The sequence below is a fragment of the Nonomuraea sp. NPDC000554 genome (assembly GCF_040300065.1).
Lineage (GTDB): Bacteria > Actinomycetota > Actinomycetes > Streptosporangiales > Streptosporangiaceae > Nonomuraea.
In genome coordinates this window covers 20027-37087 of record NZ_JBEPDC010000008.1, presented here as the reverse complement: position 1 = coordinate 37087, position 17061 = coordinate 20027, and the positions used below count along the sequence as shown (strand labels likewise).

At 69.0% G+C, this 17061-nt stretch carries 22 protein-coding genes; 11 read left to right on the top strand and 11 right to left on the bottom strand.

Features of this window, described 5'->3' with window-relative positions; translation table 11 throughout:
• Positions 1–139 precede the first annotated feature (139 nt).
• The 4 genes from ABT294_RS17360 (at position 140) to ABT294_RS17345 (ending at position 3237) form a co-directional block, all read left to right on the top strand.
• Positions 140–409 carry a hypothetical protein gene (locus ABT294_RS17360; RefSeq protein ID WP_350806725.1) on the top strand — a complete coding sequence of 90 codons (270 nt, stop codon included), beginning with the start codon at positions 140–142 and terminating at the stop codon, positions 407–409.
• 128 nt (positions 410–537) lie between these two features.
• Positions 538–1251: an ABC transporter ATP-binding protein gene (locus ABT294_RS17355; protein WP_350806723.1), complete on the top strand. Its 714-nt coding sequence runs from the start codon at positions 538–540 to the stop codon at positions 1249–1251.
• On the top strand, positions 1248–2003 hold the full coding sequence (locus ABT294_RS17350) for a hypothetical protein (RefSeq protein WP_350806721.1): 756 nt from the start codon (positions 1248–1250) through the stop codon (positions 2001–2003). The genes ABT294_RS17355 and ABT294_RS17350 overlap by 4 nt, the downstream gene beginning before the upstream one ends.
• A 1-nt stretch (position 2004) precedes the next feature.
• Positions 2005–3237, top strand: a complete 1233-nt coding sequence (locus tag ABT294_RS17345; RefSeq protein WP_350806719.1) for an erythromycin esterase family protein — start codon at positions 2005–2007, stop codon at positions 3235–3237.
• Positions 3238–3260: 23 nt separating this feature from the next.
• On the opposite strand, the gene ABT294_RS17340 is transcribed toward ABT294_RS17345, so the two are convergent.
• Complete coding sequence (locus ABT294_RS17340) at positions 3261–4106, bottom strand: NmrA family NAD(P)-binding protein (RefSeq protein WP_350806718.1); 846 nt, start codon at positions 4104–4106, stop codon at positions 3261–3263.
• Between the two features lie 81 nt (positions 4107–4187).
• Here ABT294_RS17340 and ABT294_RS17335 point away from each other — a divergent pair, with 81 nt between their 5' ends.
• Positions 4188–5138, top strand: a complete 951-nt coding sequence (locus ABT294_RS17335) for an AraC family transcriptional regulator (RefSeq protein ID WP_350806717.1) — start codon at positions 4188–4190, stop codon at positions 5136–5138.
• Positions 5139–5240: 102 nt separating this feature from the next.
• Here the strand turns inward: ABT294_RS17335 and ABT294_RS17330 are convergent, their stop codons facing one another.
• Positions 5241–5852: a major capsid protein gene (locus tag ABT294_RS17330; protein WP_350806716.1), complete on the bottom strand. Its 612-nt coding sequence runs from the start codon at positions 5850–5852 to the stop codon at positions 5241–5243.
• Between the two features lie 213 nt (positions 5853–6065).
• Between ABT294_RS17330 and ABT294_RS17325 the strand changes: the two genes are divergently transcribed.
• The gene (locus tag ABT294_RS17325; protein WP_502912070.1) at positions 6066–6338 is read left to right on the top strand and encodes a hypothetical protein; all 273 of its coding nucleotides are present in this window, start codon (positions 6066–6068) and stop codon (positions 6336–6338) included.
• Here the strand turns inward: ABT294_RS17325 and ABT294_RS17320 are convergent.
• On the bottom strand, positions 6321–7070 hold the full coding sequence (locus tag ABT294_RS17320) for a phosphotransferase family protein (RefSeq protein WP_350806714.1): 750 nt from the start codon (positions 7068–7070) through the stop codon (positions 6321–6323). The two genes, ABT294_RS17325 and ABT294_RS17320, sit on opposite strands and share 18 nt — an antisense overlap.
• Before the next feature lie 333 nt (positions 7071–7403).
• Positions 7404–8057 (bottom strand): class I SAM-dependent DNA methyltransferase, encoded by a 654-nt coding sequence (locus ABT294_RS17315; RefSeq protein WP_350806713.1) that lies wholly within the window; start codon positions 8055–8057, stop codon positions 7404–7406.
• 236 nt (positions 8058–8293) lie between these two features.
• Between ABT294_RS17315 and ABT294_RS17310 the strand changes: the two genes are divergently transcribed.
• The 3 genes from ABT294_RS17310 (at position 8294) to ABT294_RS17300 (ending at position 9854) form a co-directional block, all read left to right on the top strand.
• The gene (locus ABT294_RS17310; RefSeq protein ID WP_350806711.1) at positions 8294–8980 is read left to right on the top strand and encodes an alpha/beta fold hydrolase; all 687 of its coding nucleotides are present in this window, start codon (positions 8294–8296) and stop codon (positions 8978–8980) included.
• Between the two features lie 80 nt (positions 8981–9060).
• Complete coding sequence (locus ABT294_RS17305; protein ID WP_350806710.1) at positions 9061–9303, top strand: DUF6545 domain-containing protein; 243 nt, start codon at positions 9061–9063, stop codon at positions 9301–9303.
• The gene (locus ABT294_RS17300) at positions 9264–9854 is read left to right on the top strand and encodes a hypothetical protein (protein WP_350806708.1); all 591 of its coding nucleotides are present in this window, start codon (positions 9264–9266) and stop codon (positions 9852–9854) included. Before ABT294_RS17305 ends, ABT294_RS17300 begins: the two co-directional genes overlap by 40 nt.
• A 15-nt stretch (positions 9855–9869) precedes the next feature.
• On the opposite strand, the gene ABT294_RS17295 is transcribed toward ABT294_RS17300, so the two are convergent.
• The 4 genes from ABT294_RS17295 to ABT294_RS17280 form a co-directional block, all read right to left on the bottom strand.
• Positions 9870–10361, bottom strand: coding sequence for a hypothetical protein (locus ABT294_RS17295; protein ID WP_350806705.1), 492 nt, complete (start codon positions 10359–10361; stop codon positions 9870–9872).
• 4 nt (positions 10362–10365) lie between these two features.
• The gene (locus ABT294_RS17290) at positions 10366–10623 is read right to left on the bottom strand and encodes a NucA/NucB deoxyribonuclease domain-containing protein (RefSeq protein ID WP_350807084.1); all 258 of its coding nucleotides are present in this window, start codon (positions 10621–10623) and stop codon (positions 10366–10368) included.
• A 226-nt stretch (positions 10624–10849) separates the two neighbouring features.
• The gene (locus ABT294_RS17285; protein ID WP_350806703.1) at positions 10850–11230 is read right to left on the bottom strand and encodes an RICIN domain-containing protein; all 381 of its coding nucleotides are present in this window, start codon (positions 11228–11230) and stop codon (positions 10850–10852) included.
• Between the two features lie 287 nt (positions 11231–11517).
• Entirely contained in the window at positions 11518–12975 is a 1458-nt protein-coding gene (locus ABT294_RS17280; protein ID WP_350806702.1) for an FAD-binding protein, read from the bottom strand.
• Positions 12976–13106: 131 nt separating this feature from the next.
• On the opposite strand from ABT294_RS17280, the gene ABT294_RS17275 reads away from it, so the two are divergent.
• Complete coding sequence (locus tag ABT294_RS17275) at positions 13107–13460, top strand: DUF6004 family protein (RefSeq protein WP_350806700.1); 354 nt, start codon at positions 13107–13109, stop codon at positions 13458–13460.
• Positions 13461–13776: 316 nt separating this feature from the next.
• Here the strand turns inward: ABT294_RS17275 and ABT294_RS17270 are convergent, their stop codons facing one another.
• The 3 genes from ABT294_RS17270 to ABT294_RS17260 all read right to left on the bottom strand — a co-directional run bounded on the left by ABT294_RS17270 (position 13777) and on the right by ABT294_RS17260 (position 15837).
• On the bottom strand, positions 13777–14040 hold the full coding sequence (locus ABT294_RS17270) for a hypothetical protein (protein ID WP_350806699.1): 264 nt from the start codon (positions 14038–14040) through the stop codon (positions 13777–13779).
• A gap of 99 nt (positions 14041–14139) precedes the next feature.
• On the bottom strand, positions 14140–14844 hold the full coding sequence (locus tag ABT294_RS17265) for a ubiquinone/menaquinone biosynthesis methyltransferase (protein ID WP_350806697.1): 705 nt from the start codon (positions 14842–14844) through the stop codon (positions 14140–14142).
• A gap of 120 nt (positions 14845–14964) precedes the next feature.
• Entirely contained in the window at positions 14965–15837 is an 873-nt protein-coding gene (locus ABT294_RS17260; protein WP_350806695.1) for a LysR family transcriptional regulator, read from the bottom strand.
• Between the two features lie 98 nt (positions 15838–15935).
• Here ABT294_RS17260 and ABT294_RS17255 point away from each other — a divergent pair, with 98 nt between their 5' ends.
• Positions 15936–17057, top strand: a complete 1122-nt coding sequence (locus ABT294_RS17255) for an aminotransferase class V-fold PLP-dependent enzyme (protein WP_350806694.1) — start codon at positions 15936–15938, stop codon at positions 17055–17057.
• The last annotated feature ends 4 nt before the right edge of the window (positions 17058–17061 follow it).

Below are 17061 nucleotides of genomic sequence, written 5' to 3'. Positions count from 1 at the left end.
ACGTCCAGGCCGACCGGTCTGGACGTCCTGAGTCCGTCCGGGCGACGCGGGCCCGGCGGAAACTTTGCCCTGCCTCGAGCTTTCCCCGGCGGTCGGAGGGCAGCCGGACGGTGTCGTTTCCACGGCTCGAGGAGTCTCGATGAACGATAGGCGCACCACCACCCGGAAGCGCACGCCGTCGTCCTCCAAGCCGAGGCAGCACCGGCCAGAGATCAACCTGCCGGTGCTCGGCCCCGTCCCCGTTCCCGAGGGGAACCAGCTCGTCTTCTACACCGTGCTCGGGATACTCGGCGCGCTGGAGATCGTCGAGTGGCCCGTCGTGCTCATCGTCGGAGTCGGCCACCTGCTGTCCAGCCAGCACCGCTACCGCCTCCTGCAGCAGCTGGGGCAGGCCGCCGAGGCGGCCTGAGTCACCGAACGGCGAGCGCCACCAGCGACCTGGGTCGACCTCCGGATGGCCGCAGGTCTACAACCCGGGCGGCAGTCCTGGCCCCGGGGGCGATGATCAACGACCCGCGCATGCGGTGAACTGGGTCAATGATCGAGTTCCGTCATGTCACCAAGATCTACAAAACGGTCAGAGCGCTCGACGACGTGTCCTTCACCGTCGAACCGGGATGCGTCACCGGATTCCTCGGGCCCAACGGCGCCGGCAAGTCCACCGCCATGCGCATCCTCGTCGGGCTCTCCCACCCCACCACCGGCTCGGCCACCGTACTGGGCCGCCCCTACACCGAGCTGGACAACCCGGGCTCCCAGGTCGGCGCCCTGCTCGACGCCACCGCCCAGCACCCCGGCCGCACCGGACGGGAGATCCTCACCCTGGGCGCCCTGACGCTCGGCCTGCCGACCGCACGCGTCGGTGAAGTCCTCGACCTGGTCGGGCTCACCCGGCGCGAAGCGGGACGGACGGTCAGCGGCTACTCCCTCGGCATGCGGCAACGCCTCGGCATCGGCCACGCCCTCCTCGGCCACCCCAAGGCGCTCGTCCTGGACGAACCCGCCAACGGCCTCGACCCCCAAGGCACCCACTGGATGCGCGGGCTGCTCCGCGACCTCGCCGACTCCGGCTGCTCGGTGCTGCTCAGCTCGCACCAGCTGCACGAAGTCGAGCAGGTCGCCGACCACATCGTGCTGATCGGACGCGGCCGCGTCCTCACCCAGGGCGGCATCGACGAGCTCAGCCAGGGCCGCAGCCTCGAACAGACCTACCTCGAACTGACCGCCGACACCGCCCGGAGCGCAGCGTGACCGCCACCGTGACCACCCGCCGCGCCTCGACCCCGTTCCACCGCCTGCTGACAGTCGAGACCCGCAAACTCTTCGACACCCGCAGCAGCAAGATCATGACCGCGATCCTCGTCGCCCTGACCGTCGCCTCCATCGCCGGACGCGGCCTCTACTCCGGCCCGCACCTGGACACCCTGATCACCACCGCCGGAATCGGGTACGGTACCTTGCTCCCCGTGCTCGGCATCCTCACCGTCACCAGCGAGTGGAGCCATCGCACCGCCCTGACCACCTTCACGCTCGAACCCCGCCGCACCCGGGTACTGGCGGCCAAATGCCTGCCACCCCTGATCACGGCCGTGGCGGCCTCCTTGTTCGCCGTGCTGGTCGCGGTGCCCGCCACCGCCGTCAGCGCCGGCGTCCAGGACACCCCGGCCGACTGGCGGATCGCGCCACTCGCCCTCCTGGCCTGGACCGGGACCAACATCCTCATGGTCGCCGAAGGACTCGCCCTCGGCATGCTGCTCCTGAACGCGCCGGCCGCGATCGTGATCTACCTGTCGACCCCCGTCCTGTGGAGCGTCGTCCGTCAACTCGGCGCCACCGGCGAGGCCCTGACCGAATGGCTCGACCTGAACACCACCCTCACTCCGCTGATGAACGGCGACATGACCGGCGGCGACGCCCTCCGGCTGGCCGCGTCGGCGACCCTGTGGATCGTCCTCCCGATGGCGGTCGGCGTGCTGCGCGTCACCCGCAAGGAAGTGAGCTGACATGAGACGCGCGTTCGCCGCCATCACCCTCGCGGCACTGACGGCCACCGGTTGTGGGGGTGTGGACACCTCCCGGATCACCTCCGACGCCGTGGCGCCTCTCGCCCAGGCGACGCTCGACACCGCCGCCGGCAAGCGCGTGGTCGCCGTCGGCGAGGCCACGCACGGCAACAAGGAGTTCGTCCAGGCCCGCCAGCTGGTCATCCAGAAGCTGGTGCGGGAGCACGGCTTCCGCACCGTCGCCCTCGAGGCCGACTACGGCGGCACGGCCACGGCCAACGACTACGTCGTCAACGACCAGGGCAGCGCCGAGAGCGCCGCCAAGGCTCTCGGCTTCGACATCTACCGAACCCGGGAGACCGCCGACCTGATCCGGTGGATCCACGACCACAACGCCGGCGTCCCCGCCAAGGACAAGGTCCGCCTCTACGGCTTCGACATGCAGCGCTACGACCAGAACAAGCAGCGGCTGGTGCGCTACCTCAAGGACGTCGACCCGGCCCAGGCCGGCCGGGCCGAAGCAGCCCTGGCCGGCCTCACCGACGCCACCAGATCCGAACGGGACAAGGAGAAGGTCGCCGCCGCCGAGCAGCTCGTCACCCAGCTGAGGAACAACCAGGACAGGTACGTGCGGTCCGGCTCCCGCGAGTCGTTCATGCTCGCCCTCCACTACGCCGAGACGATCCAGCTCGGCACGCGACTCCAGGCCTCAGGAAGCGACTACGGCGCCAAACGGGACGCCTGGATGGCCGACAACATCAACTGGATCGCCGCCATGGAGGCGCAGCAGGGACGAAACAAGATCATAGTGGGCGGCCACAACGGCCACATCGACAAGAGCGGCGCCGCGTTCGCCTACGAGTCGATGGGCCGGCGCCTGGCCAGAACGTACGGCAAGGAGTACTTCGCGATCGGCACCGAGTTCGGCACGAGCACCTTCGTCAGCAAGGACGCGTCCTCCGGCGAGCGCCGCCGGTTCACCGTCAGCCACGACACGCCTCTGGCCAGGCTCTTCGGCGACGAACCGCTGGGCTACGTGGACATCGCGCGGGCCTCGTCCGAGCCAGGCAATCGCCAGGTGCTCGACTCGGAGATCCGGATGGGCAGCGTCGGCGACGAGTTCCGCTCGGTCTACAGCAATCTGAGCTGGACCTACACCGTGAGCATGGTGCCCGCCAGAGCGTACGACGCCCTCGTCTACGTCCCGCACGCCGGCCCGGTCACCCCTCTGTGACGACCCGTACCCGGAAGGGCCCGTCAGCCCTGCCACGCCCCCGCCGCCACGGCGGCCTCGACGAACTCGGCGAAGTCGCGAGGCGGGCGGCCGAGCGCGCGCCGCACCCCGTCGGAGACATGACTGTCCATTCCCCGGCGAATCGGACCCACCGCCATGGCGTAGTCCTCCGCGTCGGCCTCCGGCCAGCCCTGCGCGACGAGCTCCGCGACGAACTCCCCGTCAGGCAGCGGCACGTAACGGACCGGACGGCCGATCGCCTCGGAGATCTCGCCCACCGCCTCGGCCATGGTCACCGCGCGCGGCCCGGACAGCTCGTAGGTCTGACCGGCGTGCCCGTCCTCGGTCAGCGCGGCGACCGCCACCGCGGCGATGTCCTCGGCGTCGACGAAACTGGCGGCGCCGTCAGCGGCGGGCAGCCGCAACTCGCCCGCGAGGACGGCGTCGCGGAAGAACCCCTCGCTGAAGTTCTGCGCGAACCAGCCCGGCCGCAGAATCGTCCACTCCATGCCGCACTCACGTACCGCGTCCTCGCCGTCGAGGTGAGTCCGGCCCGCGACGCTGTTCTCGCCCGCGTAACCGGGCACGTCCACCCCGCGCCCCGACAGGAGCACCACCCGCTCGACACCGAACTCCCGCGCCCGCCGAACGAACGGCCGCGTCAGCCGCTCGCCGTCGAACGGCACGATGTAGACCCTCTTCACACCTTCCAGGACGGTGTCCCAGGTATCGCGGTCGGTCCAGTCGAAGCCCGGTTCGCCGGACCGCGTTCCCACGCGGACCGCCACTCCCATCTCCGTCAACCGGGACACGACCCGCGCACCGGACTTCCCCGTACCGCCAAGGACCAGAATCGGTTGCTGAATCATGCAGCCAGTCAAGCCGCCCCCGGGACCGCAGGCCATGTCCGGAACGCTCGGTTTGCTCTCTGTGCGTCTATATTGGCGGGGGTGGACGCGCTGGCCGAACTCCTGGACGAGGTCCGGGCCCGCGGCGCGCTGATCACCCAGTCGAACATGGCGTCGCCCTGGTCGCTGCGCTTCGCCAGCGGCGCTCCCCTGACCCTGGTGAGCATGCTGCGAGGCCACGCCTGGATCGTGCTCGCCGACGCCGGCCCGGTGCCGATCGGCGCCGGCGACATCGCGATCATCCGCGGCCCCGCCCCCTACACCGTCTCCGACGATCCGTCCGTCCCGCCGGACCAGGTGATCACCAGCGCCGACTACTGCGCCCGCAGTGCGCGGACGCTGGCCGGCGAGGGACTGGCGCCCACGCCTCGGACCTGCGGCGTCGCCGAGGACGCCGCGGCCGTGCTGCTCAGCGGCGCCTACGACGCCAGGGACGGGATCAGCGACCACCTGCTCGACGCCCTGCCTGACGTGCTGGTGGTGCCGGAGCGTCACTCCCCCGGCCTGAACCTGGTGGCCGAGGAGGTCGCCCGCGACAGGCCGGGGCAGCAGGCCGTGCTCGACCGGCTGCTCGACCTGACGCTCGTCTCGGCCCTGCGGGCCTGGTTCGACCAGCCGCGGGCGCACGCACCCGCCTGGTACCGCAGCACGGGCGGCTCGATCGTCAGCCAGGCCCTGCGGCTGCTTCACGACGACCCCGCCCGCCCCTGGACCGTGGCGGACCTCGCCGCCGAGGCCGGGGTCTCGCGCGCCCTGTTCGCCCGCCGGTTCGCCGAGCAGGTCGGCCAGTCCCCCATGGCCTACCTCACGAGCCTGCGCATCGCCCTGGCGGCCGACCGGCTCCGCGACACCGGCGCCACGGTGGGCGCGATCGCCCGCGAAGTGGGCTACGCGAACGCCTTCGCCCTGAGCGTCGCCTTCAAACGGCTCCGCGGCATCACGCCGTCCGAGCACCGCGCCACGTTCACGCCGCAGGCGCGCCGGACGGGTTGACGGGACCGCCTGATCGGACGGGAAGCTCAGGGCTCAGCCGGGCTGGATGCGTCACCCGCCAAGCCCTCCGAATGATCACGTGGTGGCCGTCTTCATGCCGCCTCAAAGCCCAAGATCGCGAAGTCCTAGCCCTTCGGGCAGAAGACGGCCTCGGCGGCCTGGTTGACGGTCCGATCGAGGGACCTGAGGTCGTCGACGCTCACGGTGGCCGATATGGCAAGCTGCCGACGGCCGCCGGCGGTGACGAAGGTGACGGCGTCGCTCGGTCATGTCGGCCGCTTGGAGGGCGACGGCGGCGAACAGCGCGGAGAACGCGCCGAAGGTGGCGGCGATGGTCACCGACGTGGACTGGGCGACGGCCTGGTTGAACAGCTCCTGCCGGATGCGGATCTCGTGCGCGACCATCGCGAGCCGCTGGTAGTGCGCGACCAGCTCGGGGAAGTGCCGCTGCGTCAGGATGCCCGCCTCCAGGCAGATGCCGACCGCGTCACACCTCACTTCCTGAGGCTCAGGACATGGGATCTTGAAGCACGGCTTCTGCGCGCCGGAGATGTCGTCGGCCTCGGTGTGGATCCACGTCATCGACCCGACATCCAGGCTCGGCATGGGGAAGAACCGCAGGCCGCCGCGGGCAAGCTGCACCTCCGGCAGATCCCACAGCATCTCCGGGCACGCCATGTTCGCTCGGTCCACCAGATCGCCGTCGACATCCACCTCGGCATGCCCGACTTCCGCCGTGACGTCGGCCGCGTCAGCCGCCCCTCCTGACACCCCCTCGGAGCGACACGCCGACGACGGACACGAGCCGAAAATCTTCGCATCACGCTCCGTGACCCTGCGCGTCGATCGTCTGCCAGAAGCAGCCTTCAAGATCATTTCGGTTAAGATCAGCCTGCGGCGCTTGGTCTCGTCGTCAACGCGGTCGCGCTGTGGAACTCGAAGTACCTCTCAGCCGCAGTCGACCTACTGCGCGTCCAAGGCGTGCCGGTGAGGGACAGGGACGCCGCCCGGCTAGCCCGCTCGGCCACGCCCACCTTAACGTCCTGGGCCGCTACTCCATCTCCTCCTCCGCCCCGGTTGAAGGCCTGCGGCGGCTCGGCGAGATCCCTGACCTCCCCAACGGCGGCGGCGTGGATGCGGATGGGGTGTAGACCGCAGGCGGACTTCGGGAGGAAGCCGTACCTAACCGAGCCGATCTAAAGCCCGCCCGACTGCTCGCATGAACGTACCGGGCGGATTTCTCGGCCCCTCGTCCTTCAGCAGGAAGACCCACATCAGCGCAAACAACCTGCGACATTCCAACAGCCTGCGCTCCTCAGCGGAGTCGAGTTCGAAACACACCTCGCTCTCCCCTTGTACCCAGCACGACACGTGCTCGGCCATCTCCGCGACCTCGGTCGCCCGATCGCTGCGCCCCGACTCCTCGAAATCGACAATCCTGACGCGCACGCCGTCCCACAGGAAGTTCGCCGTGTTGCCATCACTGGCCCCGAACACCGGTCGAACCCCACGCTCGCCCGGCTCCCATCCGGACAACCACCGCGCACCCTCTCTGACGGCCTGGTCTGCGAGCTCGTTCTTCGGCTGCCACCGCCCGGCCCACGCGAGCAATTGATCCCTGATCCGCTCCACCGGCCACAACCGCTGCGGTACTCGGTCGAGTACCTGCCGGGGCACGGCGCTATGCAGCCGGTCCACCGCCTCCACCAGTTCTCTCTCCGGTACGGCAGGCAATAGGAAGAGCGGCGTGCCCTCGATGCGCGACATCACCACCAGATCGGCCCCGTACTCCACGGGTGAGGGCGCGAGCCCAGGCGCGTGCTCTGCCAGCAGCTGCAGCGCCCGCCATTCCCGCTCGGCACCGCCAGGCTTGCCGTCGATGAAGCGTTTGCGGACCAGGTCGCCCTCGATCTGCACATCGTGGGTCTGCATGAGTGGATATTGAACCAGCCATGGGGCGATGCGCTCCGTGCAGCACCTCCAGCGTCGCAGCGGGCGACGCTGGCCCGGTGCTCGCTGGGACCAGGACTCGATCATGTCCAGGCCTCTCACACGCGCGCCGACGGCCTGGCTTAGCCCTGGTCGGCCTCCCGCTCGGGTACGCGTCACCAGCCGCAAAGGCTGCCCGTGGCGCTGTCACCAGGGCCCGATCGTTGCTGAACCGCGACCCTGGCAGCGGTGATGAGGCTCCTCGAAATTGGCTCTGACCGCACTTGCGTGAATGATCTTGCTCGTAGCCTGACGCCTCAGTCGAGCTACGGACCCCTACTGAATATCAGGCTGCCGACGCGCCAAGAGAATTCCCCCGAGCGTGCTCTCGGCTGAGCTGAGAGTCATCTGTGCCTCGACCGTGAAGCCGGCATCGTTGAGCCAGGCTGCCACTTGGCCAGGCTGGCGGCGATGGACGTAGACCTTCATCGGGTGGCCACCGTAGCCCTGCGTCTTCAGCCGCGACTCATCACCGACGTGGAAGCTGAGAAGCAGTGGGCCACCGGGCCGCAACACTCGCTGGAAATGTGTGAAGACCGAGCCGATCTCGTCGTCGGGGACGTGGATCAGCGAGTACCAGGCGATCAGGCCAGCCATCGAAGCGTCGGCGAGGTCGAGGTCCGTCATGGAACCGACCTCGAACCGTAGGCTGGGGTGATCACGCCGAGCTACCTCGATCATCGCGGGCGACAAGTCGATCCCGAACGTGTCCACGCCCAGTTCACGCAGGTAGGCCGTAATCCTCCCTGACCCGCATCCCACGTCCGCGACTGGCCCCCCGCCGGTGGTCTGCACCAGGTCTGCGAACAGCGCCAGGACCGCACGCTCGTAGGGCGTTTGATCCAGGAGCTCGCGCACTTGGTCCGCATAGCTGGTGGCGACGGTGTCGTAGGACGTCCGGGTGTCTGCCAACCAGCCTTCGGCGTTCATACCCGGACATGGTAGTTCAGTGATCAAGGCGTGCCGTGATGACGCCGTCACGCCAGGGCAGGCCTGGAGAATCTCCATGGCGCGCAGAGCTCGTGCGGTGGGACTGGGATCGGTCGGCACACGAGCACATGACGAGGTCAGGTGAACAGGAAGTAGAACGTCCGGAATCGGTCCTAGCCTGACGTCCTGACCGAGTTCCGTCCTCGCCGGAACACGCTGAAGAAAGAGAACTGACCATGGATATCCTGCTCATCGCCGGCCTGTGGCTCGACGGATCCGCGTGGGACGACGTCGTGCCCGTCCTTCAGGCGCTCGGCCACCGCCCCATACCGATCACCCTGCCCGGGCAGGGTGACGGATCTGCCTCGGCCACTCTCGACGACCAGGTGGCAGCCGTGCTCGCCGCCGTGGCGTCGGCGTCAGGAAAGCCCATGGTGGTGGGGCATTCCGCCGCTTGCACCCTGGCCTGGCTGGCCACCGACGCGTGTCCGGAGCGGGTCGCCAAGGTCGCGTTCATCGGCGGCTTCCCGGCCGCGGACGGGCAGCCCTACGCCGACTTCTTCGAGGTGAAGGACGGCGTCATGCCCTTCCCCGGCTGGGGTCCGTTCGAAGGACCGGACTCAGCTGACCTCGACGAGGAGGCAAGGAGCGACTTCACGTCCGCGGCGATTGCCGTCCCCGCCGGGGTGACGAAGGGCGTAATACGCATGACGGACGAGCGACGATTCGACGTACCCGTTCTCGTCGTGTGCCCCGAGTTCACCCCCGCCCAGGCTCAGGAGTGGATAGCCGCCGGTGACGTGCCCGAGCTGGCCAAGGCCGAACACCTTGACCTTGTGGACATCGACTCGGGCCACTGGCCCATGATCACACGGCCTGCCGAGCTCGCCCGGCTTCTGGCCGCCGCGGCCCCTGAGGTCTGACACAGCCGCCGGCCATCGCTCCTCGCTGATCAGCCGGGTCAGCGATGCGATCCCGGTCGGCAGCAGAGTGCCATGACGCGATGCGCCGCCTGTGGGCGCACCTGCCGCCGGGCACCTACGAGACCGGCAGGGTGGACCCGGATGCGACGGCGCTGCGGTTGCGCGACGCGCTGGCGGCGAAGGAGTCCGGGGCCATGGCCGAGCGAACGGCCGAGGGGGTCCAGGTTCAGGCGGGTACGGAGATCGCCGAGGAGGCGAAGTGGCTGATCAGCGTGTGGGTGGCGTGGAAGAAGCTGGAGGCGGCGGGTTCGCCCGCGCGGTGACGGAGGTATTCGCGCCGCAGTACGTGGCGATCGCCATGCCGCCGTTGGCCGGGCTGCTCGCGTACGGCTGGGCGGGGTTGGCGTGGGGGCTACTGGCTGCGGCTTTGTGCGCGGGCGCGCCCGCCGCTGTGATCGCTGTCGGGGTACGGCGGGGCCGCCTCGACTCGATCCACCTGGTCAACAGGGAATCCCGCAAGGGGCCGATGCTCGCCGGTTTCGCCGCGGTGATCGTGGGTCTGGCCGTCCTCGCGCTCTTGGACGCGCCCAGGGTGGTCGTTTCGTGCGCGGCCGTGATGCTGGCTTGGGTGCTGGTGATGGGCTTGGTGACCCTCGTGTGGAAGATCAGCTTCCATACGGGGGTTTCGGCAGGGAGCGCGGTGGTGCTGGCGCACGTGCTCCCCGCGTTACCGGTCTTGGTGGTTGGGACGGTGCTGGTGGCGGTGATCGGGTGGGCCCGCGTGCGGGTCTCGCATCACACGCCCGCCCAGGCCCTCGCGGGTGCCGCGGCGGGCGCAGCGGCCGCGACGGCAACGCTGGCAGTCCTGCTATAAGGTCGGCCTCATCTTTCAGGTGGTCTCCTGAGGCCAGACGTAGAGCATGTAGCTTTCGCCGACTTCTTTGGGCGCCACGCGCGCGCTCAACCGGCGGGACCGTCCATGCACAAGCAGCCCGTACCGGCCGGGGCCGCGGAAGGCCAGGTTCAACGGGTATCCGTGGTCGCCCGGCTCGCCGATCGGTATGAGGTCGTCGATCTCCATCACGCCGGTGGAGGAGACGAACGCGACCTCTTCGCGCCCTTCCCACGTTGAGGTAGGGGCGCGAAGAGGCTCGAATCCGTAGTTGACCCGGATATGGACCGGCCCAGCGTCCACTCGAGACCAGATCACCACCGCGTTAGAAACGACACTGACCAGGCCGCCGCTGTCCTTGACGCCATCTGGAAGCGGCTCCAGGGGGTCGCGGATCACGATTCGACGCTCGCGAACGAGCGCCTTGCCCCACAGCAGACCGGGTACCCAGTCGTAGGGGTAGGGCGGACCTGGAGAGTCGTTGTCCATCGGATCAGGCTAGCCGGTAGCGAATAGCCGGAACCTGGACATAGAACGCGTCCTTCTCAATAACGCGTTGCTCCCCGTACCAGACTTGCAGATTGGTGCCGCCGTCACGGTTCTGGGTGGCGTCAATCAGACGATGACTGGCGTCGAAGCCACTGGTGACGGACCCCTCCCACGTCGAGGCGAACGGGTATTCGTCGCACTCCTTACCCTGCGGCCGCGGGTCCCGCTCGTCGAGGCAGGACTGAGTCCGGTCTTCTTTGATTAGAACGGGGTCCGTCAGCCGATGCAGCGGGTGGTGTGTCCCGGGTTGAGTGGAGGTGGATTACTGGATTCTTGTGCCCTTAGCGCCGTCTGACGTCCACGACACCTCTGAGGGCCGCTGTCCTCTGCCTAGGCCACGGAGTTGACGTCGGTCGCGATACTTACGGGTCTGACAGCCGGCCTGGCCGGCGCCTAAACCCCGGGATCAGACAGGACCAAACGCTCCCTCATGCCTCTTCGAAGTACCAGACTTGCTTGTCGCCCTTGCGTTCCGGCAACAGGACCCTTTTGTTGTCTTCTTCATCAGCATGGGCTGCGGAGATGCACAAACGGGGCCCTTGTTCGTCGGACGTGATATGCCACAGGTAGGGGCTTTCCTCAGTGCGAAGTCCGGTTCCCGGGTCGTCAGACTCGGGACAAAGGAAGCGGCCACTCGCGACGTTCCGAACCGACCACCGCCGGCCGGGGCCCTGCCGATCCAACAGCCACTTCTGATTATCGCCGATGTTGCGCCCCCACGCCCTGACCCAATTGTTACCGAGGTTCTCATCCAGGCACGTGTCGGTGTTCACGTTCACCAGCACGTAGATACCCCCTGCTTGAACCACGGAGATGTCCTTTCCGAACCACAGGTCGGGGCGAGGCAGCCGAGCAGAATCGGCCGCAAACCCACCATGCCAGAGGCATGTTGATCAAGCTAGGGTCTGGCCGTCATCACTGAGGCGGCCTGGAGCCCGGAGGCGGACCGGCCAGAGCCATCCCGGCGTCTTCCCACAGCCCCACCAGCTACAACGCTGGTCCGCGATCCCTTTCTGGCGTATTCCGGCCGTCCCCCTGCAACACCGCGCCCTTCGCCTGGCGGCGAAACTCGGCACGGGTGATCCGGCCGCGGACTTCACGGTCCCGGAGGGAAGACGCCCTGGCCCGGAGTGAGGATTCCGTCGGGGTCGTAGCGTTCATGGGCCGCCTCGAAGGCGGCCCATGCGGGGCCGTAGTGGGTGCGCCACTCCTCAGGCGTGGTGGGTATGGAGCCGACCGGGTACTGGTAACCCCCGACGGCTTGGGCGCGCAGGTAGAGGGAACGGTTGGCCTCCACCATGTCCTGCGGGCTCTCGGCTCCGTGCGAGGCGGTTCTGAGCAGTGTGAAGAGGAAGACCGTCTCCTCGTCGGGCATGCGCAGCAAGGGCAGGTGCAGGCGGGCGCGGGGGAAGGGATAGAGCAGGACCACGCCGCTGGCGCCGACCTCGGTCTCGGTCAGGTCCTTGATGGCGGCCTCCACGAAGGCGTCGGTGCGGCTCGCGGGCAGGAACATGTTCCACCAGGGGTGCGGGCGGTACCACTCGCCTGTGGACTTCAGATCGGCGACGCCCGCGGCGAGCCGGTTGAGGAAGTCGAAGTAGGACATGTCCTGGATCTGCCGGTCGCCGGGCTGGTCGCCCAGCCCGTCGAGAAGCCTGGCGTCGTCGGGCGGGGTCGTGCCGTTGAAGAAGGCGACCGCTTCAAGCTGGTAACTCCAGCCAGCGGAGCCGGTCGGCAGCCCGAGCTCTCCCTCCACGTAGGCGAAGCGGCCGTCGTTGACCACGCGCCGCTGGTCGGCGGTCAGCGCGGCGACGCTCGGGTAGGAGAGCAGGTAGTGGCGGACCGTCGCGGGGGCGGGCAGCAGGCGCACGGTGGCCTTGGTGATGATGCCGCACTGTCCTCTTCCAGCCAGCGCCGCGCGGAAGAGGTCGGGGCGCAGCCGCGCGGAACACCTCCTCAGGCTGGCCTCCCCCGTGACGACCTCCAGCTCCACGACGCTGTCCACCTGGGATCCGTGGTGGTGGGTCTGGCCGCCGACACCGCCCACCGAGAGCGTGCCGCCGACCGAGAGCTCCAGGTAGTCGGTGAAGACCGGAGGGGTCAGGCCGTGGGCCAGGGTCGCCTGCGCCAAGCTGCTCCAGAGCGCGCCCGCCTCCACGACGGCCGTGTCCTCCCGCACCTCAACCGCGTTGAGCGGGGTCATATCGATGATCAGACCGCCCGCGACCTGGCCCTGACCGAAGGTGGCGTGTCCCTGGCCGCGCGCGGCCACCTGCAGGCCGTGCGTCCGGCAGTACTTCATCATCACCATGATGTCCGACACGGCGCCGGGCTCCAGCACGGCCCCGGGGGTCCGATGGACCAGGTGCCCGAAGTCGTCGGCCGCCTGGCCGCGCGAGGCGGGATCGGTCACCACCTTGCCCTTCAGCGGCGGCAGGTCGACCATCCCCTGAGACTGGGCGGCGTCGGTGACCCACATGCGCGTGGACGGGTCGAAGCCGACCACGGCCGCCCCCGCCGTGAAAAACGCCCGTCTCCACGGATGCCACGTCATATCCGATCCTTTCGCAGCGCGGTCACGTCGCGTCGATAATCACCGACGGCACCCGGCGGCGCTACCCGAACGAAACCGGATGACAGCTACAAAAGGGTTACTACGGCGCTTCGGGCCTCGACGGGCGAGCCGTGGGGCAGGCGAGCATCATCGGGGCAGGATGGACCGATGAGTTTCGCGTGCCTGGCCGGCCTACAATCGGCGAGGGGTACGAGGACAGCCTGAGCCGGGCGCGGTTCCCCAGCGATCTGCACATCGACGCCGAATTTGAGATCGTCTCCCCGGCCGGCGCCCTGTATGCGGCCAACACGGTACACCTCGGTGGCAAGCTCAAGGACCTTGAGCCCGCCGGCAGCGAACAGGCTATGGCCGGCGTGGACACGCCGCTCTTGAGCGCCGACGAGACGGTCAAGGCGCGTCTGACCGGCGTGCGGTTCACCATGCGGGACGCGTTCGTCGACGAGCACGCAGCCGTCAACGTCTGATAACCCGCCGAGGAGGAAAGGCATCCGGGCGGACCGAATCGATAACGGCTGTCGGCGTCAGGCACGCTCAGGCACCGAACGAAGATCGCCCGCCCAGCGCCAATTCCCGCACGCATCCTCCTCGAAGACCTGCCTTCGCGCCTGTGCACGAAACACCGCGCGAAATGATCGATTACGCTCGCCCGGTCCCCGCGAGAGGTGTCGCGCAGGCATATCCAGACCCGGCGCCCCGAACGCCGACCACCTTGTGATCTCCGCGCTTGCGGGACAGGGCCGCGGACCTCGCGCTTATGGCTGCCCGGTTCAGCACCGTGCCTTACCTGCCTGACAAGATCTTCTCGCCCTGACCTGCGAGAAAGGGCCAAGAACCCAAGATAACGATCGCGGCTACCCACCGTGGCGGTGTCAGCGACAGCGCGGTCTCGCCGTTGTGAGCCACCTCCGACTGCATGACCACCAGCTCGCCGTACCAGCGGGCGATGCCGCCCTCGTTGCGGCGTCGCGACCGCAGCAGGAACGCGCGGCGCTTGCCCATACAGAGGACCTGTGGCGGGATTCGCAAGGGTTCGACATCATCCACGGCGGTTAATGTAGTCGAACGCTCATTCGGTCAATTGGTACGGGCCTTCGGTGGCCCGTGGCCGTGCGGACCCACGATTCCCTGCGGAGGCTCCGAAGGCTATTGTTTCCGGGCCGAGATGATCATGTGGGTGCCGAAGAACTTCTTCTTCCACGCTATGGAGGCGAAACCGACTCGACGAAGGATCGCGACGACCTCCTTGGGAGTCATGAATCCGAGTGTGGATTCTTGCAGGTATGCGTATGACTCACGATCGCGAGCGACTATCTGGCCGAGAAGGGGAATCAGAACTCGAACGCCCAGAGCCACCGGATAACGGAGCAGCCCTCGTGGCGGGCAAGTCTCCAGAATGACGACCCGGCCTCCGGGTTTGAGCACCCGGTACTGCTCTTCGAGCACGCGCTCGGCATCTTCGACATTACGGAGGAGATAACCATGCGTGACGGCGTCGAAGGACTCGTCGCCGAAGGGCAGATCGTTCGCGTCCGCATGCTGCCACAGGATGGCGGAGGCCCCCGGTTTGCTCGCTGCTTCCGTCAGCATCCGCTCCGAGAAATCGACGGCATAGACGGTTGAGTTCGGATACTTCTCCAGTGCGGCAAGAGCGATGACGCCGGTTCCGGTGGCGACATCGAGCATCTTTCCGCCTGAAGGGACTTTCGTCCGCACTGCGACGTCACGACACCAGGCGGCATGTCGCCCCAGCGTCATGAGGCGATTCATCCGGTCGTAGTAGTCAGTGATCTTGTTGAACGTTCGCTGGACCTCTCGGCCCTTGGACGACGGCGGATCATGCGATGGCATCGGTGCGCGGCTCCTCAGTCACCCTGCCACCCTGCCGGGGTCATCGCCCGGCCCTCCTCCCCCGCACGGGGGATCATGCCCCTCGCGCGGGGGATCATCGGGCTCGCGTGGGTGAGGCTGTCAGGGCCTGCCCGGAGCCTGCTCGTCCGCGAGTGCGAGGAACGCCTCGACGGCTGGGCCGCGTGGTTCGTGGCGGGTGGCGAGCCCGAGGCGGCGCCGTCCGGCCGGGCTGACCGGACGGACGGTCAGGGCGTCGGGCAGGGGCGGCACCGCGAGCTGCGGCATGAGCGTCACCCCGAGACCGCCCTCGACCATGGCCAGGGCGGTGGCCCCCTCCTGGGTCACGCCGGCCTCGCGCGGCTCGAGCCCGTGCCGCTGGAAGGCGGACCGCACGAGCGCCGCGCAGCCTCCGGTGGACAGGATCATCGGCTCCTCGGCGAGCCGCGCGAGCTGGACGACCTCCTCCCCCGCCAGCCGGTGCTCCCGCGGAAGCACCAGGACGAGTTCGTCCTCTGCCAGCGGCATCACGTCAAGACCGTCGGCCGGCAGCACGACGAAGGCGACGTCCACCTCGCCGCCGGTGAGCCAGGCCCTGGCCTGCACGTCGTTGCCCTCACGCAGCGTCACCTCGATCTCGGGGTGTCGGCGGCGATAGGCGGCGAGCAGCCGGGGCAGCAGCCGCGTCGACGCGCTGCTGAAGCTGCCCACCCGCAGGCGGCCCGCCCGCAACCCCCGCAGCGCGAGGACCTCCTCCTCGGCGGCCAGCAGGCGGGCGAAGACCGCCCGCGCGTGCACCGAGACCCGCTCGCCGGCCTCGGTCGCGGTCGCCAGGCCGCGCCCCCGCCGCACCAGTGGCACGCCGAGCCGGCGCTCGAGCCCGTTCACCGCGTGGCTGACCGCGCCCTGCGTCACCTGGAGGGCCTCAGCCGCCTTCGTGAAGGAACCGGTGTCCAGCACGGCGATCAAGCACCGCAGCTGCTGCAACTCCATCATCGATCGCTTTCATGATCGGCATGAGAAGCCGTCCTTTGACTCATAAGCCGAGCTTGCCCACTGTTGTAAGACCGGACAAGTCCAAGGAGGCAGCGGACGTGGACCTCGAACTGTTTCGCGCGCAGTTCCCCATCCTGGAGCGGGTCGCCTGGCTGGCCACGCCGAGCAGCGCCCCGGCAGCCCGGCAGGTGACCCGCGCCCTCCACGAGGAGGTGGACGGCTGGGCCGCCAGCGACGTCTCCTGGCCGCGGCGCGACCGCGCCGCCCAGCGCTGCCGCGAGCAGGTCGCCGGGCTGCTCGGCGTCGAAGCGGCGCACGTGGCGCTCGTGCAGTCCATGGCGGAGGCCGCCGCGACCGTGGCGGCCGCGCAGCCGGCGGGCAGCCGGGTGGTGGTCGGCGCCCAGGAGTACCGCAGCAACCTCTTCCCGTGGCTCGCCGCCGAGGAGCGCGGCGTGCGCGTCCACCAGGTGCCGATGCCGCAGGGACGCCTCGGCGCCGAGGCGCTGGTCGCCGCCGTCACCGAGGACACGGCGCTGGTGGCGGTCAGCGACGTGCAGTCGGCCACGGGCTGGCGTACCGACCTGGCGGCGGTCGCCGCCCGCTGCCGCGAGGTCGGGGCCCAGCTGTTCGTGGACGCGACGCAGAGCGCCGGCGTGCTGTCCCTGCCCGGCACGGTGGACCCCGACTACGTCGCCGTGCACGGCTACAAGTGGCTGCTGTGCCCGCGCGGGGCCGCGTGGCTCTACGTGCGTCCCGACCGGCTCGGCGCGCTCACGCCCCTGGCCCCCAACCCCAAGGCCACCGCGCACCCGTGGGCGAACTCCTACGGAGGCCCGTTGTCCTACGCCCCCGACGCCCGCAAGCTCGACATGTCCCTGTGCTGGCCGACCTGGGCCGGCGCGACCGCGGCACTGGACCTGCTCGGCTCCCTGGACCCCGTCCAGGTGGAGCGGCACAGCCTCGGCCTGGCGGGGCTGCTGCGCGACGGCGCCGGCGAGTTCGGCTTCCGGTGCCTGCCCAGCGAGCGTCCCAGCCACATCGTCGGGCTCGTCGTGCCGGACGCCGACGCCGCGGTGCGCGCCCTGGACGACCAGGGGGTCTGCGCCACCGCGCGCGCCGGCGTGCTCAGGTTCGGCTTCCACGGCTTCAACACCGCCGAGGACGTCTCGCGCGCCCTGTCCGCGCTCGCGGCGGCGGTGCCGTCAGGGGCCGCCCGATGACGGG